General features: G+C 71.8%; 17 protein-coding genes and 1 pseudogene. 8 read left to right on the top strand and 10 right to left on the bottom strand.

Annotated elements, in window-relative coordinates:
* Position 1 precedes the first annotated feature (1 nt).
* Positions 2 to 178 carry a zf-HC2 domain-containing protein gene (locus ACZ61C_RS04090; RefSeq protein ID WP_465302574.1) on the bottom strand — a complete coding sequence of 59 codons (177 nt, stop codon included), beginning with the start codon at positions 176 to 178 and terminating at the stop codon, positions 2 to 4.
* A 313-nt stretch (positions 179 to 491) separates the two neighbouring features.
* Between ACZ61C_RS04090 and ACZ61C_RS04085 the strand changes: the two genes are divergently transcribed.
* Positions 492 to 740 (top strand): hypothetical protein, encoded by a 249-nt coding sequence (locus ACZ61C_RS04085; RefSeq protein ID WP_465302572.1) that lies wholly within the window; start codon positions 492 to 494, stop codon positions 738 to 740.
* 452 nt (positions 741 to 1,192) lie between these two features.
* Positions 1,193 to 2,212 carry a chitinase gene (locus ACZ61C_RS04080; RefSeq protein WP_465302786.1) on the top strand — a complete coding sequence of 340 codons (1,020 nt, stop codon included), beginning with the start codon at positions 1,193 to 1,195 and terminating at the stop codon, positions 2,210 to 2,212.
* Positions 2,213 to 2,266: 54 nt separating this feature from the next.
* Here ACZ61C_RS04080 and ACZ61C_RS04075 read toward each other — a convergent pair whose 3' ends face one another.
* The 8 genes from ACZ61C_RS04075 to ACZ61C_RS04040 all read right to left on the bottom strand — a co-directional run bounded on the left by ACZ61C_RS04075 (position 2,267) and on the right by ACZ61C_RS04040 (position 12,026).
* A complete protein-coding gene (locus tag ACZ61C_RS04075) occupies positions 2,267 to 3,013 on the bottom strand; it encodes a thioesterase II family protein (RefSeq protein WP_465302570.1) in 747 nt (248 codons plus the stop codon).
* Between the two features lie 105 nt (positions 3,014 to 3,118).
* Positions 3,119 to 3,949, bottom strand: coding sequence for a dioxygenase family protein (locus ACZ61C_RS04070; protein WP_465302568.1), 831 nt, complete (start codon positions 3,947 to 3,949; stop codon positions 3,119 to 3,121).
* 77 nt (positions 3,950 to 4,026) lie between these two features.
* Positions 4,027 to 4,908, bottom strand: a complete 882-nt coding sequence (locus ACZ61C_RS04065; protein ID WP_465302566.1) for a helix-turn-helix transcriptional regulator — start codon at positions 4,906 to 4,908, stop codon at positions 4,027 to 4,029.
* A gap of 147 nt (positions 4,909 to 5,055) precedes the next feature.
* The gene (locus ACZ61C_RS04060; protein ID WP_465302564.1) at positions 5,056 to 6,204 is read right to left on the bottom strand and encodes a thioester domain-containing protein; all 1,149 of its coding nucleotides are present in this window, start codon (positions 6,202 to 6,204) and stop codon (positions 5,056 to 5,058) included.
* Between the two features lie 204 nt (positions 6,205 to 6,408).
* On the bottom strand, positions 6,409 to 7,734 hold the full coding sequence (locus ACZ61C_RS04055; protein ID WP_465302562.1) for an MFS transporter: 1,326 nt from the start codon (positions 7,732 to 7,734) through the stop codon (positions 6,409 to 6,411).
* Positions 7,735 to 7,853: 119 nt separating this feature from the next.
* Positions 7,854 to 9,134 carry a helix-turn-helix domain-containing protein gene (locus ACZ61C_RS04050; RefSeq protein WP_465302560.1) on the bottom strand — a complete coding sequence of 427 codons (1,281 nt, stop codon included), beginning with the start codon at positions 9,132 to 9,134 and terminating at the stop codon, positions 7,854 to 7,856.
* A 1,125-nt stretch (positions 9,135 to 10,259) separates the two neighbouring features.
* Positions 10,260 to 11,453 (bottom strand): sensor histidine kinase, encoded by a 1,194-nt coding sequence (locus ACZ61C_RS04045; RefSeq protein WP_465302558.1) that lies wholly within the window; start codon positions 11,451 to 11,453, stop codon positions 10,260 to 10,262.
* A 90-nt stretch (positions 11,454 to 11,543) separates the two neighbouring features.
* Positions 11,544 to 12,026, bottom strand: a complete 483-nt coding sequence (locus tag ACZ61C_RS04040) for a hypothetical protein (protein WP_465302556.1) — start codon at positions 12,024 to 12,026, stop codon at positions 11,544 to 11,546.
* Positions 12,027 to 12,363: 337 nt separating this feature from the next.
* Here ACZ61C_RS04040 and ACZ61C_RS04035 point away from each other — a divergent pair, with 337 nt between their 5' ends.
* From ACZ61C_RS04035 to ACZ61C_RS04010, 6 genes and pseudogenes are all read left to right on the top strand, one after another.
* The gene (locus ACZ61C_RS04035) at positions 12,364 to 18,528 is read left to right on the top strand and encodes an amino acid adenylation domain-containing protein (RefSeq protein WP_465302554.1); all 6,165 of its coding nucleotides are present in this window, start codon (positions 12,364 to 12,366) and stop codon (positions 18,526 to 18,528) included.
* Positions 18,525 to 18,740 (top strand): MbtH family protein, encoded by a 216-nt coding sequence (locus ACZ61C_RS04030; RefSeq protein ID WP_465302552.1) that lies wholly within the window; start codon positions 18,525 to 18,527, stop codon positions 18,738 to 18,740. The genes ACZ61C_RS04035 and ACZ61C_RS04030 overlap by 4 nt, the downstream gene beginning before the upstream one ends.
* Positions 18,737 to 19,996 carry a beta-ketoacyl-[acyl-carrier-protein] synthase family protein gene (locus tag ACZ61C_RS04025; protein ID WP_465302550.1) on the top strand — a complete coding sequence of 420 codons (1,260 nt, stop codon included), beginning with the start codon at positions 18,737 to 18,739 and terminating at the stop codon, positions 19,994 to 19,996. Before ACZ61C_RS04030 ends, ACZ61C_RS04025 begins: the two co-directional genes overlap by 4 nt.
* Before the next feature lie 19 nt (positions 19,997 to 20,015).
* Positions 20,016 to 20,384: pseudogene (gene panD / locus ACZ61C_RS04020) on the top strand (aspartate 1-decarboxylase); the annotation flags it as partial.
* 41 nt (positions 20,385 to 20,425) lie between these two features.
* Positions 20,426 to 21,445, top strand: a complete 1,020-nt coding sequence (locus ACZ61C_RS04015; RefSeq protein ID WP_465302548.1) for a ferritin-like domain-containing protein — start codon at positions 20,426 to 20,428, stop codon at positions 21,443 to 21,445.
* A gap of 22 nt (positions 21,446 to 21,467) precedes the next feature.
* Positions 21,468 to 22,730: a beta-ketoacyl-[acyl-carrier-protein] synthase family protein gene (locus ACZ61C_RS04010; protein ID WP_465302547.1), complete on the top strand. Its 1,263-nt coding sequence runs from the start codon at positions 21,468 to 21,470 to the stop codon at positions 22,728 to 22,730.
* 51 nt (positions 22,731 to 22,781) lie between these two features.
* On the opposite strand, the gene ACZ61C_RS04005 is transcribed toward ACZ61C_RS04010, so the two are convergent.
* Positions 22,782 to 24,401, bottom strand: a complete 1,620-nt coding sequence (locus tag ACZ61C_RS04005; RefSeq protein WP_465302546.1) for an AMP-binding protein — start codon at positions 24,399 to 24,401, stop codon at positions 22,782 to 22,784.
* Positions 24,402 to 24,494: the final 93 nt, after the last annotated feature.

The following is a 24,494-nucleotide window of genomic DNA, read 5'->3' as shown; positions in this document are numbered from 1 at the left end:
CCTAAGTGGACTTGGGCGCGGCCAGGTGGTCGAGCATCCACCGGACGCCTTCGAACTCCCGGACCTCCTGGCGGCAGTCCGGGCACGCGGCGAGGTGCCGCTCCACCCGCGCCGTCTCGGCGGCGTCGAGCAACCCCAGGCTGTAGGCGCCGAGGTCGGTCCGGTCGTACCGGCCCATGGGTCGTGTCTCCGTTCCGCGTCCCCGCCGGGGAACACCCGCACTACCGGACGTCTCCAGAGTCCTGGCGCGTACGCGCCTTCGGCGAGGTTCCCCGGTTTTCCACCCGATCGGCCGACAACTTCGGCCGGTGAACAGCCCATGTGAGTGACCGGACGTCGTCACGGATTTCACCCGCCCGACCACGGAAAGTCTTCCCGGCACAAACTTCGCCGTTTCGCCGTCATGGCTCGCGGGCTCGCTCGTCGGACCTGCGTCGGGCCGGGATTTCCCGGCCTCGACCTGGCAGAAGGCGATCGAAACGAGGAGAGCGATGACCGTACGGAGCCACCGGGCGGACGACGTCGTCAACGAGGTCGGGGTGTGGCTGGCCGGGGAGTTCGCCGGGCGGCTCCCCGCCGCGGAGGTCGACCGCGTGGTCCGGGTGACGCGGATCGACCTCGAAGAGAGCATCGCCCCGGAGGAGCTCGGCGAGATGCTCCACCGGCTGGGCCGCGCCCGCCTGCAGCGGATCCTGCAGGTCGCGCCGGCCACGAGGGTCCGGATCCCGCAGGCGCGCTGAGCCGCGGAGGAGCAGGCGAGCGGCGCGGACCACCGCCGCGCCCGCCCGCCCGCCGGTCCGGGCGCCACGACCGGACAACGCGTTCCGCGACCCAGGACCGGACAGCCACGAGACAGGTCTTCGGGCAGCACCGGTTCCGCGACACCCGCGCGTGACTCCCCCGCGCAGAGCCTTCGATCCCCGGCCCGGCACCGGTTTCCGACCCGCGCGCCCCCTCCCCGGAACCCCGTGGCCGATCGCGCAGACCCGTTGCCCGGAACGCCCGGATTCTTGACTGGACTAGACCAATCTGCTCTAGTGACCCCTGTCACGTTCGTCCCGGCCGGATGAGCACACATCTTCGACACCGGACGCATCCCCCGTCCGGACTCTGTCGTGGCCGAAGGAGTGAGCGAGTCTTGAGAAGACGTCTTGTCGCGGTCCTGTCCGCTTTCGCGGCCGCTGCCGCATTGGTGCTCGGTGTTCCGGCGTTTTCGGACCAGGCCCCGCAGGCGGCCGCCGCCGCGTGCAGCGGGCCGAACTGGGTTGCCGGGCAGTGGTACGACGTGGGCGCGGTCGTCAAGTACACCAACGGCAGCTACTACCGCGCCAAGAACGCCAACCCGGGTTACGACCCGATCATCAGCACCTGGTACTGGGAGCCCTACAGCTGTGACGGCGGGGGCGGCGGCACCACCTGCACCGCGCCCAACTGGGTCGCCGGGCAGTGGTACGACGTCGGCGCCGTCGTCAAGTACACCAACGGCAGCTACTACCGCGCCAAGAACGCCAACCCGGGATACGACCCCGTCATCAGCACCTGGTACTGGGAGCCCTACGACTGCGGCGGCGGCACGAACCCCGGCAACCCGGGCTCCTTCGTCGTCAGCGAAGCGCAGTTCAACCAGATCTTCCCCGGCCGCAACAGCTTCTACACCTACAGCGGCCTGACCGCGGCGCTCTCGGCCTACCCCGGTTTCGCGAACACCGGCAGCGACGCGGTGAAGAAGCAGGAAGCCGCCGCGTTCCTCGCGAACGTCAACCACGAGACCGGCGGGCTGGTCTACATCGTCGAGCAGAACACGGCGAACTACCCGCACTACTGCGACTACGGCCAGCCCTACGGCTGCCCGGCCGGCCAGGCCGCCTACTACGGCCGTGGCCCGATCCAGCTGAGCTGGAACTTCAACTACAAGGCCGCCGGTGACGCGCTGGGCATCGACCTGCTCGGCAACCCCTGGCAGGTCGAGCAGAACGCGGCCGTCGCGTGGAAGACCGGCCTCTGGTACTGGAACACCCAGAGCGGCCCCGGCACCATGACCCCGCACAACGCGATGGTCAACGGCCACGGCTTCGGCGAGACGATCCGCAGCATCAACGGCTCCATCGAGTGCAACGGCGGCAACCCCGCCCAGGTGCAGAGCCGCGTGGACAAGTACCGCCAGATCACGTCCATCCTCGGCGTCGACCCCGGCGCGAACCTCTACTGCTGAGTTCTTGACGCGAGCGGGGGTGCGCCGGATCGCGGCGCACCCCCGCCCGCTTGCTCAGCGGGCGAGGCGGTCGCCGATCAGCCGGGTCACCGCCGCCGCGTGCTCGTTGAGGTAGAAGTGCCCGCCCGGGTACGTCTTCAGCTCGAACGCACCCGACGTGCGCGCCGCCCACTGGCGGGCCTCGTCTTCGGTGACCTTCGGGTCGCGGTCGCCGATCAGCGCGACGACCGGGCAGCTCACGTCCGGGCCCGGGGTGTAGCGGTAGAGCTCCGCGGCCTTGTAGTCACCGCGGAGCGCGGGCAGCACCAGCCGGCGGAGCTCGTCGTCCTCCAGCACCTGGGGCGCGGTGCCACTGAGCCGCTCGACCTCGGCGAGCAGCCCGGCGTCGTCCAGCTCGTGGACCCGTTCGTCGCGGGGCGCCGTGGGGGCGCGGCGCCCGGAGACGAACAGGTGGGACAACCGCGTGCCCCGCGCTTCGAGCCTTCGCGCGACTTCGAAGGCCAGGCTGGCGCCCATGCTGTGGCCGAAGAACGCGACCGGCCCGGTGAGCTCCGCGGCGAGCACGTCCGCCAGCCGGTCGGCCAGCACGACCAGGTCGTCCACCGGCGCTTCGGTGTGCCGGTCCTGACGGCCCGGGTACTGCACGGCGAGCACCTCCACCGCGGGGGACAGCACCGCCGAAACCGGGTGGAAGTAGCTCGCCGATCCCCCCGCGTGCGGGAAGCACACGAGCCTCGCCGCGGCGGACGGCGCCGGGTGGAACCGCCGGATCCACGCCGCGGCATCGAGGGAAACAGTCATGCCGTCGAATCTGGCAGGCCGCGGCGCCCGCGTCGACCCCTATCTCCCCGCGAACCGGCCCGGGCGGGCCCCGGTGCCCGGGCCGGGACCCGCCACGCTGGTGGGTCAGCCCGCCCGCCACAACGCCGGGACGGCCGGGGGCTCCCAGCCCGGCTGGGCGGTGTGCCCCTGCAGGCAGACGTAACCCTGCCCGCCGTAGGTGACCCGGGCGCCGGCCGCGTAAGCGGTGCCCACCGCCCACGAGGTGCCGCCCGGCGGGGTGGACGTGGTGGGGGTGGTCGTAGCCGTCGGCGGGGTCGAGGTGGGCGTCTGCGGCACGTTCAGCACGAAGTCGAAGGCGGCCTCCTTCGCGGAGCCGTTGTCCCGCACGGTCATCAGCAGCCGCGCGTCGAAGATCGTGTCGGTGTTGTTGCGCGGCTCGTTGGGGAAGTACAGCTGCGTGGTCAGGATCGGGCGGCCGGGCGCCTGCACCTTGACGTGGATGTGCCGCGTGCGGCCCGGGTAGAGGCCCGGCACGATCGTCGACAGCGTGAACGCGCCCTGGGCGTCGGTGTACTGGTGGCCGCGGAAGGTGTACCCGGTGTTGTCGTACGCACCGTTGACGTCCGCCTGCCAGAAGTCCAGCAGCGCGCGGTTCACCGGCAGGCAGGCGCGCCCGAAGACGTACCCCGTCACGGTCAGCCGGGTGCCCTGGGTGCCGGGGGTGACGAGGTTGGTCCGTTCCGGCGAGTTCGGCTTGAAGTAGGGGCCTTCGGTCTGCTCGATCGTGGGCTCGTCGCCGTCGTGGCACGCCGGGGTCAGCTCCGGGGCGTTGCCGCCGGCCACGGTGGTGCGCGCCAGCGCCGGGCCGCCGATCAGCGCGACGGGCGCTGCGACACTCGCCGCGAGCGCGGCCTTCAGCACCGTTTTGCGGCTGAGCTTGCTCTCTTCGTCCATGCCTGCTCCTCGTGGGGGCGTCGGGAATCCCCTCGAACGTAGGCAGCGCGCCGGGCGGCGACGATGGACTGGACCGGTCAGTCGTGGTGCTTATCCCCGCCGCGCCGGAAGTCACCCGGGCTCAGCCCGGTCTCCCGGCGGAAGAACCGGCAGAAGTAGGCCGGGTCGGCGAACCCGACACGGCTCGCGACCTGCCGCACGGTGAGATCCGTCCGCAGCAGGAACCGCTGGGCTTCCCGGGTCCGCGCCTCGCGCAGCAGCTGCGCGGCGGTGCGGCCGGTCGCGGTCTTCACGGCCTCGGTGAGGTGGCCCGGGGTGACGCCGATGCGGTCGGCGTGCGCGCGCACCGACCAGAGGCCGAGGTCGGGACGGGCGGCGAGCCGGGCGAACTCCGTCGCCACGGCCCCGGCCGGCGTCGGCGGCGGCGCCCCGGCCAGCCGTCCCACGCGCGCGAGGAGGACGTGCACCAGGGCCCGCAGCACCGACTCGTCACCGTGGCGCTGCTCCTCCTCGAGGTCGGCGATCAGCCGTGAGACGTCGGCGTCGGCGCGCTCGCCGAGCTCGAGCCACGGCCGTTCGCTCAGCCGCCGCAGCAGTTCGCGGTCGGCCGGGTGGTCGAGGAGGAAGTCGTCGGTGAACACGACGACGTGCCCGGTCAGGCCCCGCACCCCGGCCCACTGGTGGACCTGCCCCGACACGACGACCCCGAAGTGCGGCGGCCGCAGCGGCCAGCGCGCGAGGTCGACGACGTGCGTGCCGGTGCCGCCGGTGACGTGCACGAGCTCGTGGAAGGTGTGCCGGTGCGGGAACTCCGCGCGCGACAGCGGTCCGATGGTTTCGAAGGTCCCGACGGCGATGGGCGGCGCGTGCGGCGCCGGCACCTCCAGCCGGTGCATCGGCAGCTCCCCCGCCCGCGGCCGGGCGCAGGGGGTGCCGGGCGGAACGGTGGTGCCGCGCATGGTCTGGTCCCTTCGCCGCTCGGCGGAAAAGTCTAGACCAATTCGGGCACGATTCGCCGCTTTTGCCCCGATGATCGCAATCCGATCGTCGGGTACGAGAACGGGGCCGGTCCACTGTGGACCGGCCCCGTTCGTCGGGAGTCGTGCTTACGCGCGGCTGCGACGCCGGTTCAGCAGCAGCATCAGCGCGCCGCCGCCCAGCAGCAGGCCGCCGAGGGTGAACGGAACCGCCGCGTCGACACCGGTGTTGGCGAGGTCGCCACCGCCGCCCTGGTTGCCGGCCGGGGTGGTCGGCGCGGGGGTGGTGCTCGGCGCGGCGCCGGCCTCGGTCCACTTGGCGGCGGCCTTGGCCGTCACCGCGGTCTTCTCCGAGTCGGCGACGATCAGCGACTGAGCCGGCTGCTTCGCGTAGTTCTCGGCGACGAACAGGCGCCCGGTGTCCAGGTGCCCGCTGACCTTCAGCGAGAACGAGCCTTCGCCCGGCTTCGCGTCCTTCGGGACGTCGACGAACAGCTTGCTGCCGTCCTTGACGTCCGTGGCCTTCTGCTCCTTGCCGTTGGCGTCGGTGATCTTGACACCCTCGGGCAGCTCGCTGGTGAGCGAGGTGACGTCACCGGTGGTCGCGACGTCGAACGGGCCGATGCGGGTGCCCGCGGCACCCTCGGTCTTCGGCGAGGCGACGTTCAGGGTCGGCTTCGGCTGCTGGCCGATCCCGGTGTTCTCGCTGCCGGTGAGGTAGTCGTACAGCGCGACGACGTCGGCGGCCGCGGAGGCGTCACCTTCACCGAGCGGGTTGCCGTGGTCGAGGTTGATGCCGTCGCTGAAGTGCCAGACCGCGGCCTGCGTCGCGGAGATGGCCTCGCGGTCGCTCAGGCCGCCGTGCAGCTTGGCGCCCGCCTTGGCCAGCGTGCCGCCCAGCGCGTCCAGGTCGGCGCCCGGGTAACCGTGGTGCAGCACCCAGTTGATCTTGTCGCTGTTCTTGGTGAACGGCGACTTGGCGTCCGGGTACTTGTTCCACGGCCGCTCGACCATGTCGACGTCGTTGCGCATGTGGACCGTGATCTGCACGCAGTAGAGCTTGAGTGCGCTGCCGTCGGACAGCTTGAACCCGAACAGCTCGGTGGTCGCGCCACCGCCGCCTTCGAGGTTGACCTTGTAGCCGTAGGTGCCCTTTTCGCTGACCCGGCCGCGCGCCGCACCGTCGTCCGCGAGGGCCGACGGGGCACTGACCATGACTGCGGCGGCCGCGGCGAGCACCGCGATCCCGCCTCGCACGAAAGCTGACCTGACCTGCATAAATCTCCTATCCGAGCCCGAACCGCGACGGCAGTACCGCGTGAGATCACGAATCCCCGACCACAACGGCCACTGATTCGGGTGAGTGATCACCCGGTCAAGCGAGACCGGAGCTTACACGGACCCCACAAGGGCTACGCGCGGTGTCCCCGTTACCCGAATGAGTAGGCGAGACAGGGAAACCGCCAGGAGAAAAGCCGCGGATCAGCGCGTCGGAGAGGTCTCCGCCGGCGACGGGGCAACGGTGTCTTCGCCGTCTTCGCCCGGGACCGCGATTTCCTTGACGTCGGCCAGGGACTGGTCGAGCACGGCCAGGGTCGAGCGGAAGAAACCCAGCGAGATCGCGAGCACGGCCATCACGGCCGTCAGCACCAGGATGGCGCCCGGTGCGCCGAGACCGTCGGCGAGCAGACCGGCGCCGAGGGGGCCGGCCCATTGCAGGGCCTGCGATCCCAGCCGGGTCGCCGCGGTCACGCGGCCGCTGTAGGAGTCGGGGACCATGCGGACCTCGTACGCCTCGAGGACCGAGTTCAGCGGCACCGTCATGGTCATGGCGACCAGCAGGAAGGCGCCGATCTGCCACGGCGCGGGCAGCCACGCGATCGGCGCCAGCGCGACGACGAACACCCACAGCGCGCCGAACAGCACCCGCTTCGCGCGGAACCGCCGCAGCAGCAGGGAACTGGCGAACGCGCCGAGCACGCCGCCGGCCAGCGCCATCGCGTTGACCACACCGACGACGGACGGCGAACCGCCCCGGTAGAGCACCAGCGCGACGAGCAGCAGCACGAACCCCTGCGTGACCGCGTTGAGCAGCGCGGTCCAGACGATGGTCAGCCGCAGGTAGGAATTCGTCCGGACCACTCGCCAGCCGGCCCGGAGCTCGGCGATGAAGTCCGCTCGCTGCGCGCCTTCCGCCGCGTCGGGCCCCAGCGGCTTGCGGATCAGGGCCGTGGCCGCGGCCACGATGACGAACGAAACCGCGTCGGCCAGGAACGGGACCCACCGGAAGAGCCCGAACAGCAGGCCGCTCAGCGGCGCCCCGACCAGCCGGGCCGCCATCGTGCTGCCGAGGCCGCGCGCGGTCGCTTCGCCGATCTGGTCGCGGGGGACGATGCGGCGCAGGGCGGGAGTCGTGGCCGCGTACTGCAACCCGGCCGCGAGCCCGCTGCCGAGCGCGGCGACGTCCAGGACGACGATGGCGGGGCCCCCGGCGTAGACCAGCAACGCCACCACGCCCAGCGCGACGGCTTGGACCAGCGGGCACACCAGCAGGATCGCGCGGCGCGAGACCCGGTCGGCGAGGGTGCCGCCGACGAGCATCGTCACGACGGCCCCGATCATGCTGGCCGCACCGATGCTGCCGGCCTTCAGCGCCGAACCGGTCGAACTGAGCACCAGGAGCGGGAAAGCCGTTGTCGACAAACTGGTGCCCAGTGCCGAAAGCGCACTGCCCAGCCACCAGATCCGGTAATCGCGGTTTTTTCCCAGCGACGGCCGCTGGGCCGCCGGGTCTTCAACGCGCGCCATCGCCCCTGCTCTCCTGTGGCTCGTTCAGCCGACCGTGGCAGACCGATGGTTCCCGATTCCGGGCCCGCGCGGCCCGGCAACCGACCGGCAAGGTGCTGCCGGCCGGTTGCCGGACCGGCTCAGGCCGAAACGGCGTTGACGTATTCGCGCATCAACTTGGGCACCTCGTACACGTATTGGCGATCACGCCGGACCTGGACCGCCGAAACGTCGACGAGCCCGGCCAGCACGCCGATCCCGTCCACGTCCGGTTTCCCGTTCGCGGAGATCGAATCCAGCGCGTCGTCGATCGAAAACGCCTCGGTGAATTGCGAAAGGCGCAGCAACACCCCGCGTTGCCGATTGTCGAGCAGGCCGAACGCCCACGCCATTCCCTGACGCAGGGAACGCTGGTGGGAAAGCCCGCCCAGTGAGTTCTGCTCCAGGATCGGCAGGATCGGGCCTTCCGCCAGCATCATCCGCAACGGCACCGAACGCATGCGGAAAGCGGCGATTTCGATGGCGAGCGGCAACCCGCCCAGCCGGCGGCACAGCTGCACGACGCTCGGCATGCTCTCGCTGAGATCCAGCGTCGGCAGGGCGGAGGCGACCCGCAGGCGGAACAGCTCCGCCGCGGCGGGGTATCCGGTGGCGCCCGGCGGCAGCTCCACCGGCAGCGGCGCGACCTCCCAGACGTCCGCGGGCAGCGAGGCCGGCGCCTGCAGCGAGGTGATCAGGACGTGCAGGCCCGGGTACTGGTCCAGCAGCTGCCGGACCACCGGCATCACGGCGCCCAGCACCCGCTCGGCGTCGTCGATCACCAGGAGCATCCGCATTTCGTCGGTCTCGTGGCGATCCGCCGCGGAACCGGCCGGGAGCAGCGAGTCCAGCGCCCGGCAGATCTCGGCGACGGCGGCCCGCTCGTCCATGGTGGCCAGGCCGGGCGAACCGAGCTCGGCGACCGCCACCCCGTCGGGGAACCGGTCGATCAGCTGCGCGGCCGCGGCGAGCGCGAGCCGCGTCTTCCCGACCCCGACGGACCCGGTCAGCACCAGCGTCTTGCCCCGCCGGATCGTGGACACGACGTGCTGCAGGTCGGCGCGCCTGCCCACCGTGACGTCCTGCTTCGGCCGCAGCCCGACCCATTTCGCGCCGTGCGGGACCACGCTGCAGTCCGGCCGCTTGTCGTTCTCCGAACAGAACGAACCGGCCGCGTTGCCGGAATTGCTGTTTTCGGTCGAGAAAAGTGCGGAATTCTGCGAAGGCGCCGCCGAACGCAACGCATCGAGAAGGAGATCGACCGACGAACGGCGCGGATTCCTGATCGCGCCGGTTTCCAGATTTCTAATGGTGCGAACACTGACGTTGGACTGTTCGGCCAGTTTTTCCTGGCTCCAGCCGACCAGCTTTCTTCGCGCCACTAAAATGGCTCGAACTTGCCCGCTATCCACAATGCCCCCAGAGTGAATATTTAATTAAGTGAACGAGAATTCTTGAGCAACACAAGTTTTCCGCGAGGTCCCCCACCGAGCCGCCGAGGCCCGATTTCGAATTCCTTCGGACCTTCATCAGTCAATGCCTACTCGCGAAAGCGAGCGTACCCACGGGTGGCAGCCGTGTCAAAGAGCGACGAGACGCCGGACGCGGCCGACGCCAGGTCACACGACCGGCCTACTCGATCCGATATGCACCGCCGGATCCGATATGCGCCCCGGCCGCCCGCCCATTCAGCCCGCGGAATCCGGTCCGGGTGGGCCGATCCCGCCGTTTTCACCAGTTGCTGAAAAGGCTCCGGCCTGCGCGAACGAACGGAACCGGCCCTCGTGCCCGACACCTTCCGCCGCCGGTTCTCCCCGGCGTGACGGGGAGAACCGGTGGCTCGGCGCCTCGCGACGGGCGGTGGACCCCTTGGGCCACAGCGGTGACAGCGCCGGGGCCCGCATCAGCTCAGGTGAATGCCCTACGCGATTTGCTGGTCTGAATGGCTCATCGCGCGCCGGCTGACTACTGCGACCGAGTGAAATGTGGGACATCTCGGCTGGGAACGCACTCTCCAGTGTCCGCGAATTCGGACAAATACCTTATTTCGACATATTCTGCGGGTTGGGATAACGCTTTCCGGGTCTGGTTCCTACTACAGAGTAGCTAAAAAGCGTGGAGTGCGCCGGATGAGGGAAGGTCGCGTTCAGCCTGATGAAGGGGCGGGACCGGCGTTCGGTGGACCGGAGTTGCTTGCGCTCGACGGACCGGGATCCGGCAACCGCCAGGCCAAGCTCGCCTGGCTGGTCGCCGGGATTCCCGCGCCAACGGCATCGGGACCGGTGTCCGGCAGGACCGCGCTCGCCTGGCCGCTCGCTGGGATTCCCCGCCCCACCTCGTGTTCGGCGGACCGGGCTCGCCTGGTTGGTTGCCGAGATTCCCTGCTCTCAACGAGTCGGGACCCAGCAGGCCAAGCTCGCCCGGATTCCTCGCCCCAACGGATCGCGACCCGACGCCCGGAGAACCCGGCTGACCAGCAGCGATTCTCCCGCCACCCCAACGGATCCCTAAGCAGGCATCTCCAGAACAACCTGAAAACCACTCGCGTCAGGCTCCGCAACCAGCGCCCCACCGAGCAGCTCAGCCCGTTCCCGCATCCCGCGGATCCCATACCCCGCACCACTGGCCGCCAGCTCGCCGGACCGCTCCGGCACCGAGCCGTTCTCCGGCAGCCGATCCCGCACACTCATCCGGACAGCGTCCGTCAGGTACTCGAGTGTGATGGTGACGTCGTTGGCCGGGGCGTGTTTGCGGACGTTGGTCATTGCCTCCACCGCTACCTGGCGCACCGCGAGCGCCGACTCGGCCGACAGGGTGCGGGGTTCGCCGGTGGAAGCGAACTTCGCGCCGTGGTCCGCGGCCAGGGACACCAGCTCCTCCGCCAACGGGATCCGCTCGCCGCGCAGGGCGAGGACCGCCTCGCGGGCTTCGACCAGGCCCTTTTCGGCCATCCGGCGCGCTGTCTCCACCTGCTCGGTGACCTGGTCGGCGCCGGGGATCCGCACGGCGATCAGTCGGGCGGCGTCCAGGTGGACCAGCTGGGCGGTCAGGCTGTGGGCGAGCACGTCGTGGATCTCCCGCGCGATGCGCGCGCGTTCGGCGAGCGCCGCTGCCTCGGCCTGGGCCGCCTGGGCCGCCTGTTCCGCGGCTCGCGCGGCGCGTTCCTGGCGCAGCAGCGACCGGGTGGTCTCCCTGGCCTCTTTGTCCCGTCTGCTCAGGAAACCCACGGCGAAGGCGATCGCGGTGACGATGAAGAACGGCTGCCACGGGTGGGTCGAGGCGACGACCGTCAGCGCGACCGCGGCGAACCCGGCGGCCACCACCACCGGTGCCAGCTGCACCATCACCAGGGTGGTGATGCTCGTGGTCGCCAGGGCCAGGAGCTCGCTGCCCAGCAAGAGCGCGCCGGCGATCACTCCGATCTTCACCGCCAGGCAACCGAGCAGCAACCCGATGTTCCGCTGCTGTGCGGCGTACCGGGCCACAGCCGCCGCGAGCACGAGGACCACTTCGAGACCGATCAGCTCCAGCCGCCGGGTCAGCCGGTCCTCGGCGCCCGGCAGCTCGACGACCACGACGACCAAGCCGCCGATCGTCAGCACCGCCCGCACCACGCGGCCCACGGTGCGGGCGGCCGGCGACCGGAAGCGGTAGACCGCTCCGGGCGCCGGCCACGAGTCCCACAAGCCCTGTGCCCCCATGACCCAGTTCCTCACCACGGCGGAATCCGCTCGATATTCGGTCATGGTCAGGCTACTGGGAGTCATCAGGCGGCGGCAAACGCCGGTGGCTCAGCCGGCCGCGGCCGCCGCCGGCACGAGCCGGACGGACTTGGCGGAGCGGACCGCGACCACGATGGCCCGGGCGAGCAGCATCGCGCCGAAGGAAATGGCGACGAACCCGAAGCTCGTGCCGGTGTCCATGCTGTTCCCGATCGCGTGGAACGCCTGCCGGCTGAGCACCAGACCGGCCCAGATCGGGACGGCGATCCAGCCGCCCTGCAGCCACGTGACACCGTCGGCGTCGCGGGACACCTTGAGCAGCATGCCGTACACCGCGCCGAGCAACGCGCCGACCACGACGACCGCGGCGCCCAAGCCGATCGAGGCCCCGGGCTTGGCGTGGTCGATCAGGTCCGGCTCGAGGCACCCGACGGCCACCGGAAGGATCGGCAGCAGCCACGTCAGCACCTTCAGCTTGGTCCGGCGGAACTGCCGCAGGAACACGAACAGCAGCACTGCGACCGTCAGTACCGGAGTGATCGTCTCGCTCATCGGAAATCTCCGTCCTCACTGGTGAGGGAGCTCGGCTCACCGAGTACCAGTTGTGTGTGTCGTTCGGATGGGCGCGGCCGGCGCTGGGGGGCCGCCGACCGCTGAAGCAAGACTAGGGCTTCGGCGCCCCGTTTCACCTCTGCGTAGGGGTAGAGGTGCACACCTCCACCCCCGGGTGGAGACGGTGCCGGTCTCGGCTTGCCGGGCGGCCCGCCGATTGCCGGTTCCCTGCCTGGTAGGGCATTCGCTCCCGCGCAACCATGGTCGACGCGGACCGTACCGGCCCGTCAGCGCCGGCCACCGGGCACGGCTGCCGACCGAGTGGGAGATGCCGCCTGTGACCACCGTCGATTCCCCGCTGGAAGCGGCACTTCCCTTGTCCCCCTTGCAGGAGGGCCTGTTCTTCCACGCCCAGCTGAGCCGGGACGGCTTGGACGAGTACACCAGCCAGCTCGCCCTGCGGCTGGACGGGGAGATCGACCCCGCCCGCCTGCGCTCGGCGTGCGAAGCCGTCGTGGCGCGGCACGCCACCCTGCGGACGAGCTTCCAGCACCGCAAGTCCGGTCAGCCGGTGCAGCTCGTGCACCGCGAGGTCGCCGTCCCGGTCGCCTTTGTGGACTTCGGCGCGGAAGCGCCGGAAGACCGCGAAACCCGGCTGCTCGCCCACCTCACGGAAGAACGGCTGCGCGGCTTCGACCTCACCCGGCCGCCGCTGCTGCGGTTCGACGTCGTCCGGCTCGACGAGCGGCAGCACGTGCTCGTCCTGACCCACCACCACATCCTGCTCGACGGCTGGTCGCTGCCGATCGTCGTGCGCGACCTCATCACGCTGTACGCCACCGACGGCGACACCGGAGCCCTGCCGCCGGCCGTCTCCGTCGCCGGTTACCTGTGGTGGCTGGCGAAACAGGACAAGGACGCGGCCGCGGCGGCGTGGCGGGAAGCGCTTGCCGGGCTGCCCGCGCCCACCCTCGTCGCGCCGGGACAGGCCGACGGCCGGGACCGCATGCCCGCCTTGTCCGTGGCCGAACTGTCCACGGAGTCCACCGCAGCGCTGGTCACTGCCGCGCGGACGCGGGGCCTCACCCTCAACACGATCGTGCAGGCGGCGTGGGCGCTCGTGCTCACCACCCTCACCGGCAGCACCGACGTCGTGTTCGGGCAGACGGTTTCGGTCCGGCCCGCCGGGGTCCGCCGGGTCGAGGAGATGGTCGGGCTGCTGATCAACTCCGCGCCCGTGCGCGTCCGCCTCGATCCGGCGGAAACGGTGGAAGCACTGCTGAACCGGGTGCAGGAAGAGCAGTCCGCCCTTTCCGACCACCACTTCCTCGGGCTCCCGGAGATCCAGCGGCTCGCCGGGCGCGGCCCGCTGTTCGACACCTTCGTCGCCATCAGCACGGCCCGGACCGACGCGGACTCCACCGCCACCGAACCGCTGCCCGGCCTGCGCGTCACCCCGATCACCGGCGACGCCGACGGCGGCGCGCGGGACGGCGTGCTCGGGTCGACGCACTACCCGCTGAGCCTGCTCGTGGTGCCCGGGGACCGGATCCTGCTGGAGCTGAACCACCGGACCGATTCGTACTCCGCCGCGCAGGCCCAGCGGGTGCTCGACCTGCTCGAATCCGTCCTGGCCACGATCGCCGGCGAGCCCACGGCTCTCGTCGGCCGCATCGAGCCGCTCAACACGGCCGAGCGGGACACCGTGCTGGACTGGGCCACCGGCCCGGAACTGGACTTCCCGGCCGACACGCTGCCCACGCTCTTCGAGGCCCAGGTCCGCCGGACCCCGGCCGCGACAGCGCTTTCCGACCGCACGACGTCCCTCACCTACGCCGAGGTCGACGCGGCGGCGAACCGGCTCGCCGCCGAACTCCTCGAACGGGGTGTCGGTCCCGAAGACCACGTCGCGGTGCTGTGGCCGCACAGCGCCGAACAGATCGTCGTGCTGCTCGGGATCATGAAGGCGGGCGGCGCCTACCTGCCCATCGACCTCACGCTGCCGCCCGACCGGATCGCGTTCCTGCTGGCCGACGCCGCGCCTGTGTTGACGCTCGTGGCCGAGGGTGTCCACGCCGGAGTGCCCGAGGGCGCGCTGACTCTGGCCGACCTGGATCTGGACCGCCACTCCGCGAACGCCGTGACCGACGCGCGGCTGCGCCCCGACCACCCCGCCTACGTGGTCTACACCTCCGGGTCGACCGGCCGACCCAAGGGCGTGCAGACCCTGCACCGGTCCGTGATCTCTTACCTCGCCTATGCGCGGGAGGCCTACCCCGGGCTCGCCACTTCAGCGGTCGTCCACTCGCCCATCTCGTTCGACCTCACCATCACCGGCGTTTACGGCACGCTCAGCGCGGGCGGGCACGTGCACCTCGCGGGGCTCGACGAAACCGAGCCGCCGCCGATCGGCCCGGCGCCGTTCGGCAAGGCCACCCCGAGCCACCTGCCGCTGCTGACCGGCACGCACCCGTGGCTGGCTTCGACGGCGGAACTGGTGCTGGGCGGGGAACAGCTCGTCGGCGAGGCCCTGCGCGAACTGCGCACGGCCATCCCGACCGTCACCGTGATCAACGAGTACGGGCCGACCGAAACGACCATCGGCTGCATGCAGTACCGCATCGAGCCCGGCGACGAGGTCTCCCCCGGCGCGGTCCCGATCGGCCGCGGCATTCCCAACATCGACACCTACGTGCTCGACCCGTGGCTGCGGCCGGTCGCCGCCGGGGTCCCCGGTGAGCTGTACATCGGCGGGATCGGGCTGGCACGCGGGTACCTCGGCCGGCCCGGCCTGAGCGCGGAACGGTTCGTGGCCAACCCCTTCGGCGCGCCGGGTGAACGGATGTACCGCACCGGCGACGTCGTCTGGTGGTCGGCCGGCGGGCAGATGGTCTTCAGCGGCCGGTGGGACGACCAGGTCAAGATCCGCGGCCACCGCATCGAGCTCGCCGAGATCGAGGGCACGCTCACCCGGCACCCCGCGGTGCACCAGGCCGTGGTGGCCGTCCAGGAGAGCGGGCGGGCCAAGCGGCTGATCGGGTACGTGGTGACCGACGACGACTTCGACGCCGAACCGCTGCGGGAGCACGCCGCGGCGCAGCTGCCGGACTACATGGTGCCGGAAGCGTTCGTGCGGCTGCCGGAGCTGCCGTTGACCGCCACCGGCAAGGTGGACCGGGCCGCGCTGCCGCCGGTGGCGGCGGAGCGGGCGCCGGTGCCGGCCCAGCCCGCGCGCACGGACGTCGAACAGGTGCTGTGCCGGCTGTACGCCGAGGTCCTCGGGGTTCCCGAAGTCGGTGTCCACGACGGGTTCTTCGAGCTCGGCGGCGACTCCATCCTGTCGATCCAGCTGGTGGCCAAGGCCCGGCAGGCCGGGCTGGTGCTCGCTCCGAAGGACGTCTTCGCCCACCGCACGGTCGCCGCGCTGGCGACGCTGCCCGGGCTCGCCGACACCGGCCTGACCGGCCAGGCCCCGGCCGACGACCAGGACGCCACCGGCAAGTTCCCGGCGACGCCGATCATCCACCGGCTGCGGGAGCTCGGCGGCCCGGTGGACGCGTTCAACCAGTCCACCCTCCTCACTGTGCCCGCCGGCCTCGGCGTCGAGCACCTCACCACGGCCGTGCAGGCGCTGCTCGACCGGCACGACGCGTTGCGGATGCAGCTGACCGACGACTGGTCGCTCGCCGTGCCGCCGCCGGGGTTCGCCGACGCCGCCGGCTGCGTCCAGCGGGTCGACGTCGAAGGTCTGACCGGAGCGGCGCTGGAGTCGGCGGTCGCCGACCACGCCGCGCTCGCCGTGGACCGGCTGCGGCCGGCCGCCGGCCGGATGGTCCAGGTGACGTGGTTCGACGCCGGGAGCGAGCCCGGCCGGCTGCTGGTGGTGGTCCACCACCTCGCCGTCGACGGGATGTCGTGGCGGATCCTGCTGCCCGACCTGCACGCCGCCTGGCGTGCCGCGCGTGACGGCGCTTCCGCGCGGCTGGCGCCGGTGCCGACGTCGCTGCGCACCTGGAGCCTGGCCCTGTCCGAAGCGGCGACCCAGCCGCGCTGGACCGAGGAACTGGCTCAGTGGCAGGAAGTTCTCTCCGGCGACGACCCGGCGCTGGCCGCCGAAAGCCTCGATCCGCGCCGGGACGTCCACCGCACGGCGGGCACCCTCGCGGTGCGGCTCACCCCGGAAGAGACCCGGCCGCTGCTGACCACGCTCCCCGCGGCGTTCCGCGGCGGGGTCAACGACGTGCTGCTCACCGCGCTGGCGCTGGCCGTCGCGAGCTGGCGCCAGGCCCGCGGGACCGGCGGCGGCACCGACGTCCTGGTGGACCTCGAAGGGCACGGCCGCGAGGACGTCGGCGGCCTGGACCTGTTCCGCACCGCCGGCTGGTTCACGACGCTGCACCCCGTCCGCCTCGACCCCGGGACGTCCGGGGTCGGCGAGGCGTCGCTCGGCAAGGCCCTGCGGCGGGTCAAGGAACAGCTGCGCGCCGTCCCGGACCACGGCATCGGCTACGGGCTCGCGCGGTACCTCACCGACGAAGGCCGGGCCGCGCTCGCCGGCCGGCCGGATCCACAGATCGCGTTCAACTACCTGGGCCGGTTCACCACCGAGGCGGACTCCGAGTGGCGGTCCGCCGGTGAGTCGCCGGCGCCGTCGGTGCCGCCGGACTTCCCGCTCTCGCACGTGCTCGAGCTCGACGCCGTGACCGAGGACCGCCGTGACGGCCCGCACCTGACCGCGACGTGGAGCTGGGCGTCCGCGCTGCTGTCCGAAGAGGACGTTCAGGCCCTGAGCGACGCCTGGCTGGCCACCCTCCGGGTGATGGCCGCGTACGCCGAGCGCCCGGCACTGGCCGGCCTGACCCCGTCGGACGTCCCCCTGGACGACATCACCCAGGACGAGCTCGACCAGCTGGCCGAAGAGTCGCCGGTGACCGACGTCCTGCCGCTTTCGCCCACGCAGCAAGGCCTTCTCTTCCACGCGCTGTACGACCGGGAAGCGCTCGACGTGCACAACGTCCAGCTGGTGTTCGAGCTCGAAGGCTCGCTGGACCCGATGCGCCTGCGCCGGGCGTGCCAGAAGCTGGTGGACCGGCACGACACCCTGCGCACCCGGTTCGTCCGGCTGGCCTCCGGCGAACCCGCCCAGGTCGTCTCGGCGCACGTCCCGCTGCCCTGGCAGAGCATCGACCTGCGGGAGCCGGGTGAGCCCGAGCAACGGCAGCTGCTGGACGAGCTGCTCGTGCGGGACCGGCTCGAGCCGTTCGACACCGAACGCGCGCCGCTGCTGCGCGGCAAGCTGGTGCGCCTGGGCAAGTACCACTACGCGCTTGTCCTGACCCAGCACCACATCCTGGCCGACGGCTGGTCCGGGTCGATCGTGCTGCGCGACCTGGCCCACCTCTACCAGCGCCACGGTGACCCGGCCGGCCTGCCGGCCGTCACGCCCTACCGCCGTTACCTCGAATGGCTGGACCGGCAGGACACCGGCGCGGCCCGCGCCGCGTGGCAGAAGGCGCTGGCGGACCTGCCGTCGCCCACCCTGCTGGCGCCCCACACCGACACCGCGCTCGTGCGGGCCATGCCGGAGACGCGGACCGTCGTGGTGCCGCCGGCCACCACCGCGGCGCTCACCGAGCTGGCCCGCACCCACGGCGTCACGCTCAACACGGTGGTCCAGGTCGCCTGGGCGCTGACGCTGCACCGGCTCACCGGCCTGTCCGACATCGTGTTCGGCAGCACGGTTTCCGGGCGCTCGCCGGACCTGCCCGGGTACGCGGACATCGTCGGCCTGATGATCAACACCGTCCCGGTCCGGGTCCGGCTCGCCGGGTCCGAGAAGCTCGGCGCGCTGCTGGCCGACGTCCAGGGGGACCAGGCGGAGCTGACCGGGCACCACCACCTCCCGCTCGGGGAGATCCGGCGGGCCGCGGACGCGGGCGCGTTGTTCGACACCTGCCTGGTGTTCGAGAACTACGCCACGCCGCAGCAGCACTCGCCGTCCGGCACGCTGAGCATCGCCGAGGTGCGCGGTCACGACCCGTACCACTTCCCGCTCAAGCTGACCGTGACGCCGGAAGAGCGTCTGCACCTGGCGTTCGGTCACCGCCCGGACCTGCTGAGCGCGGCCACGGCGGAGCGCGCGGCGACGGTGTTCACCGGCCTGCTGGCGGAGCTGGCGAACCGCCCGTCGTCGGTCGTCGGCGACTTCCTGCCGGACCCCGCCCGCGTGCGCCGGGTCCAGGAGACCGTCACCGCACTCGTGGCCGGGCTGCTCGGCGTCGAGGCGCCCGGTCTCGACGACGACTTCTTCGGCCTCGGCGGCGACTCGCTGCTCGCGATGCGCCTGACCGGCCGGATCCGGACCGCACTCCAGTCCACAGTGGACATCAGCTCGATCTTCCACGCACGCACGGTGCGGCGCATCGCCACGCTCTGCGTGCTGGCGTCGCCGGGTTCCCCCGGTGACGGACACCCGCAGCCCACGACGAAAGGCACCCGGTGACGCAGAACCCCTTCGACGACCCGGACGGCACCTTCCTGGTCCTTCGCAACGAAGAGCGGCAGCACTCCCTGTGGCCGTCCTTCGTCGAGGTCCCCGCGGGCTGGACGGTCGTGCACCCCGAAGACACCCGGCAGGCTTGCCTCGACTACGTCGAAGAGCACTGGACCGACATCCGGCCGCAGAGCCTGGTCGACGCGATGGACTCGGCATGAGCGACGACGAAACGGTCGTGGTGACCGGGCTCGGGGCGATCACCCCGCTCGGCGCCACGGTCAAGGAAACCTGGGCGGCGCTGCTCGAGGGCCGCGGCGCGGTCGCGAAGCTCGACGAGCCGTGGGCGGCCCGCCTCCCGGTCCGGATCGCGGCGAAGGCCGCGGCGGACCCCGCCGAGCTGCTCGGGCGGGTGCCCGCCCGGCGGCTCGACCGGGTGGGCCAGTTCGGTGTCCTGGCGGTGCGCGAAGCGTGGTCCGACGCGGGTTTTGTCGGCCCGGCGGACGGTGACTCCGCGGGCCGGCCGGACCCGGAACGGGTCGCCGTGGTGCTCGGCACCGGCGTGGGCGGGGTGCACACCGTCGTCCACAACCACGACCAGCTGCGGGAGCACGGGCCGCGCAAGGTGTCGCCGCTCGCGCTGCCGATGCTGATGAACAACCACGCGGCGGCGCAGGCCTCCCTGGAGATCGGCGCCCGGGCGCTGGCGACGGCGCCGAGCACCGCCTGCGCGGCGGGCGCGGAAGCCATCGCCGCCGGGCTCGACCTCATCCGCCTCGGCCGCGCCGACGTCGTCGCGGTCGGCGGCGCCGACGCGGGGATCCACCCGCTGGTCGTCGCCGGGTTCGCGCAGATGCGGGCGCTGTCGGCCCGCAACGACGAGCCGGCGCGCGCGTCCCGGCCGTTCGACCACACGCGGGACGGGTTCGTGCTCGCCGAAGGCTCGGCCGTGCTGATCCTGGAGCGCGCCTCCCACGCCCGGGCGCGGGGCGCGCGGGTCCACTGCACCCTGGCCGGGGCCGGCATCAGCGCCGAGGCCCACCACATCACCAGCCCGCACCCGGACGGCGCGGGCCTGGCGAGCGCATTGCGCCGGATGCTGTCCGACGCGCGGCTCGACCCGGCCGACGTGGGACACGTGCACGCGCACGCCACCTCGACCGGCGCCGGCGACGTCGCCGAAAGCCGCGCGATCAGCACGGTGTTCGGGCTGGGGACCGTCCCGGTCTCCGCGATCAAGTCGATGACCGGGCACCTGCTCGGCGCGGCCGGCGCCCTCGGCGCGGTCGCTTCCGTGCTCACCCTGGTGCACCGGGTCGCGCCGCCCACCGCCAACCTCGACGACCTCGACGAGCGGATCGACGTCGACGTCGTCGGGACCTTCCCGAGGGAGCTGACCGGGCCGCGCGCCGCGATCTGCAACGCCGCGGGTTTCGGCGGCCACAACGTGTCCCTCGCCTTCACCCCCCACCCCTGACGACCGGAGGGCGCCAGCCATGCAGCGCACCATGCTCAAGTCCAAGATCCACCGAGCCACCGTCACCCAGGCGGACCTGAACTACGTCGGCTCGCTCACCCTCGACCCGGCCCTGATGGAGCATGCCGACCTCCTGCCGGGCGAGCTCGTGCACGTCGTCGACGTCAACAACGGCGCGCGCCTGGAGACCTACGTCATCGAAGGCGAGCGCGACTCCGGTGTCGTGTGCATCAACGGCGCCGCCGCGCGCCTGGTGCACCCCGGCGACATCGTCATCATCATCGCCTACGCCACCGTCGACTACGCCGAAGCCGCCTCGCTGGCGCCCCAGGTCGTGTTCGTCAACGAGGTCAACGCCGTGGTCAAGGTCGGCACCGACCCCTCGTCCTGAAACCGCCGCACCCCAGCCCGAAGGGACCATCACCCACGATGATCACCGAGTCCCAGGAGGAACAGGACTCCACACTGTTCACCCTCGAACAGACCACCGCCAGCCTGATGGAAGTCGACGCGTCCTTCCGGGCCAACCTGAACTGGAACTACGGGGAGCGCAACAACCGCATCTGGGCGCTCTACGAGAAGAACAAGGTCAGCCAGTGGAACGCCGCGACGGACATCGACTGGGACCACGACGTGAAGTTCGGCGCGCCGCTGGAGGAGTGGCAGAGCCGCGGGGTCGCGTCGTTCGTCGTCGGCAATGACAGCCCCGTGCCCGCGGAGCTGCTCAACCAGTTCCGCTGGGAGTACCAGGCTTGGATGGTGAGCCAGTTCCTGCACGGTGAGCAGGGCGCGCTGGTCACCACGGCGCGGCTGGTGGAGACCGTGCCGGACATGGAGGCGAAGATCTACGCCGCCTCCCAGGTCGCGGACGAAGCCCGGCACGTCGAGGCCTACGCCAAGTACATCGACGAAAAGCTCGAGACGTCGTACCCGATCAACGCCGGGCTCAAGACCCTCCTGCGCGACCTGCTCAAGGAGTCCCACTGGGACATCGTCTACCTCGGCATGCAGGTGATCGTCGAAGGGCTGGCGCTGGCCGCGACCCGGCTGGCGAGCACCGGGTTCGGCGACCCGATCATCACCGCCATCACCAAGATGATCGCCCGCGACGAAGCCCGGCACATCGGGTTCGGCGTGGTCGCGCTGACCGGCATGTACGACAGCATCACCACGGCCGAACGGGACGAGCGCGAGGCGTTCCTGCTCGAGTCGATCCACCTGATGTCCCGGCGGTTCCTGCTCCGCGAGGTCTGGGAGCGCATGGAGCTCGACGTCGAGCGCGGGATCACCTTCGCCCGCAACGACCCGATGATGTTCGGCTACCGGCAGCTGCTGTTCCAGCAGGTGATCCACATCCTGCGGCAGCTGGGGATCCTGACCCCGAAGCTGCGTGACCTCTTCCTCAGCGAGTCACTGGCCAAGCCGGACGCCTTCCGGGGAATGTCCTAGGCCCACGGATCGGAGAACCGGCGTGCGTTCGCAGTGCGAAGACGTTGTGGTCACCGGCCTGGCGGCGACCACGCCGCTGGGCGGGGACATGCGGTCCACCTGGCGCGAGCTGCTGGCCGGCACGTCGGCCGCGGCCGGGCTGGCCGAGCCGTGGGCCGCGGCGCTGCCGGTGCGGATCGCCGCGCGCGCCGCGGCCGAACCGGCGCCGCTGCTCGACCGCGTGCCGGCCCGGCGGACCGACCGGGCGTCGCAGTTCGCGCTCGTGGCGGTGCGCGAAGCCTGGCGTGACGCCGGTTTCACCGCCGCGGCGGGTGAGCCGGGCCAGCCGGAGCCCGCGCGGGTCGGGGTCGCCATCGGGAGTGGCATCGGCGGCCTCGGCACGCTGCTGGCCACGCACGACCTGGTGCGCGACGACGACAGCCGGCGCGTGTCGCCGTTCGCGGTGCCCATGCTGATGAACAACTCGGCGGCCGCGCTGGCCGCGTTGGAGCTCAACGCGACTGCGGCCGCGCACGCGCCGTCGACGGCGTGCGCCGCGGGCGCGGACGCCATCGCCGCGGGGCTGGACATGATCCGGCTGGGCCGCGCGGACGTCGTGGTCGCCGGCGGCACCGAGGCGATCGTGAACCCGACCACGCTCACCGCGTTCGCGACGATGAAAGCGTTGTCGCGCACCAACGAAACGCCGTCGAACGCCTCCCGGCCCTACGACAAGAAGCGGGACGGGTTCGTGCTCGGCGAAGGCGCCGCGCTGCTGGTGCTCGAGTCCGGCCGCCACGCCCGGCGCCGCGGCGCGCGTGTGTACGCGGAGCTGGCCGGGGCCGGCGTCAGCGTGGACGCCCACCACATCACCCGCCCGCACCCCGACGGCCGCGGGATGGCCCAGGCCATCGGCCGCGCGCTCGACGACGCGCGGATGCGGGCCGCGGAGGTCCGGCACGTCAACGCCCACGCGACGTCCACCCCGCTGGGCGACCTCGCCGAGTCGGCGGCCATCACCTCGGTGCTCGGCACCCGCGGCCACGCCGTCTCCGCGATCAAGGCGTCCGCCGGGCACCTGATCGGGGCGTCCGGCGCGCTGTCCGCGGCGACGACGGTGCTCGCGCTGCACCACCGCACGGCGCCGCCGACCATCAACATCCAGGACCTGGACGACGCCATCACCCTCGACGTCGTCCGCGACGACCCCCGCCCGCTGGCGGCCGGGTCGCTCTCGGCGTTGAGCAACTGCGCGGGTTTCGGCGGGCAGAACGTCGTGCTCGCCTTCCGCACCGTGAGCCACTGAAAAAGGGGCCGTGCGGGCTTTTCGCCCCGCACGGCCCCTTTTTGCCCGCTCTCAAGCCGGCAGCAGCTCCCGGACCTCACCGTTGATCCGGCCGTCGCACAGCGCCGACCACATCACCCGGCGCCGCGGCTTGCCGCTCGACGTCACCGCCAGGCCGCCCCGCGGCAGCTGGGCGACGAGCAGGCTCGCGTCACCCAGCGCCTCGCTGAGCACCTGGTGGGCCGCGACTTCCCAGTCCGGCGCGGGCTTCTCGAGCACGGCGACGCCGGTCGCGCGGCCGTCCCGGTGGCCCAGCAGCACCGCGACGCGCCGCTCGGGAATGCCCAGGGCGTGCAGCTGCGACTCCAGCGTCTCCGCGAACACCATCCGGCCGCGCACCTTGAGGCCGTCACCGAGCCGGCCGACCACGAACAGCTGGCCGTCGTGCAGGAATCCCGCGTCGCCGGTGCGCAGCACCCCGCCGTCGAGCGCGGTGCCCGAGGCCGAACCCGGGTCACCGACGTACCGGGTCGCCACCGACGTGCCGGTCACCAGGATCTCCCCGACGGTCCGGTCCGGGACCACGGCGCCCTCGTCGTCGACGACGCTCACGGTGGTCCCGGCGAGCGGGCGCCCGCAGCCGACGATCCGGCTGTCCGAAGCGCCGTCCGGCGCCGCCGCGCTCCAGCCCTCACCGATCGGCAGGCCGGTGACGGCGAGCGTCGCCTCCGCGCCGCCGTACGCGGGCTTCAGGGACTCACGGTCGAACCCGTGCGGCCGCAGCAGCTCGTCGAACGACTCCAGCACCTGCGGGTCGATCCGCTCGGCGCCGAGGATCACCGACCGGATCGAGCCGAAGGACAGCCCGGCGAGGTCGGCCGGGCGGACCCGGCGCAGGATGTAGGCGAGACCGAAGTTCGGCATCGCGGCCAGCCCGACCTGGTTGTCGCTGATGCACCGCAGGTACCGCAACGGCGAGCGGATGAAGTCCTCCGGCTGCATCATCCAGCCGTCGCACCCCGTGGTCACGATGTTGATCAGGCAGCCGATCAGGCCCATGTCGTGGTGCACCGGGAGCCAGGCGATGCCCGGGTACTCCGGCTTCCACTGCAGCCACTCGCGCATCGCGGAGACGTTGGCGCGCAACGCGGAGTTCGTCACCAGCACCCCGCGGGAGGACCCGCTGGAGCCGGAAGTGAACTGCAGCAACGCGAACTCGGCTGCCGGGTAGGGCCGCAGCGCGGGCTCGACGCCGTCGACGAGCGTGTCGAACGCGACCGGCGCGGGCAGGCCGAGGCCGTCGATGGCGGCTTCCACCGGCGTGAGCCATTCCTCGTCACACACGACGAGTGCCGGCCGCGCGGTGTCGAAGAGGTGCCGGACGTGCTTCGCGTACTCCCCCGCGCGCTGGAACGCGAACGGCGGCGGGATGGAACACGGCGTGGCCCCCGCCGCGATGGCCCCGAAGAACCCGGCGACGAAGGCCGGGCTCGACCGCTGGACGATCACCACGACGTCACCCCGCTCGACCCCCGCCGCCCGCAGCGCTTCCGCCGTGCGCAGGGTGAGCGCGGCCAGCTCGGGGTAGGGGTGGTGGGTCCACGAATCGTTCGGGGCCGCGAAGTGCAGGCCGCGTTCGGTGGCCGTGTCGCCGAGCCAGTCGAGTAGTCCCCTGTCCGGGATGCCGCTCATCGGCCGCGTCCTTTCGCCGTCGTGGTCATCCGCAGCCGCATCATGCGCGCGGGCACCGGCGGTTTTCCAGGCAGTGAGCCGGTAACTCGATTG

It is taken from the genome of Amycolatopsis sp. NPDC104587 (assembly GCF_055583645.1).
The sequence above is the reverse complement of the archived record's forward strand: the minus strand, read 5'-3'. Positions and strand labels throughout refer to the sequence as shown.

Bases quoted from the DNA above. Each gene is read 5' to 3' on its own strand.
- ACZ61C_RS04090 (WP_465302574.1), bottom strand. From the start codon at position 178: ATGGGCCGGTACGACCGGACCGACCTCGGCGCCTACAGCCTGGGGTTG.
- ACZ61C_RS04085 (WP_465302572.1), top strand. From the start codon at position 492: ATGACCGTACGGAGCCACCGGGCGGACGACGTCGTCAACGAGGTCGGG.
- ACZ61C_RS04075 (WP_465302570.1), bottom strand. From the start codon at position 3,013: ATGACTGTTTCCCTCGATGCCGCGGCGTGGATCCGGCGGTTCCACCCG.
- ACZ61C_RS04070 (WP_465302568.1), bottom strand. From the start codon at position 3,949: ATGGACGAAGAGAGCAAGCTCAGCCGCAAAACGGTGCTGAAGGCCGCG.
- ACZ61C_RS04065 (WP_465302566.1), bottom strand. From the start codon at position 4,908: ATGCGCGGCACCACCGTTCCGCCCGGCACCCCCTGCGCCCGGCCGCGG.
- ACZ61C_RS04060 (WP_465302564.1), bottom strand. From the start codon at position 6,204: ATGCAGGTCAGGTCAGCTTTCGTGCGAGGCGGGATCGCGGTGCTCGCC.
- ACZ61C_RS04055 (WP_465302562.1), bottom strand. From the start codon at position 7,734: ATGGCGCGCGTTGAAGACCCGGCGGCCCAGCGGCCGTCGCTGGGAAAA.
- ACZ61C_RS04045 (WP_465302558.1), bottom strand. From the start codon at position 11,453: ATGGGGGCACAGGGCTTGTGGGACTCGTGGCCGGCGCCCGGAGCGGTC.
- ACZ61C_RS04040 (WP_465302556.1), bottom strand. From the start codon at position 12,026: ATGAGCGAGACGATCACTCCGGTACTGACGGTCGCAGTGCTGCTGTTC.
- ACZ61C_RS04025 (WP_465302550.1), top strand. From the start codon at position 18,737: ATGAGCGACGACGAAACGGTCGTGGTGACCGGGCTCGGGGCGATCACC.
- ACZ61C_RS04015 (WP_465302548.1), top strand. From the start codon at position 20,426: ATGATCACCGAGTCCCAGGAGGAACAGGACTCCACACTGTTCACCCTC.
- ACZ61C_RS04005 (WP_465302546.1), bottom strand. From the start codon at position 24,401: ATGAGCGGCATCCCGGACAGGGGACTACTCGACTGGCTCGGCGACACG.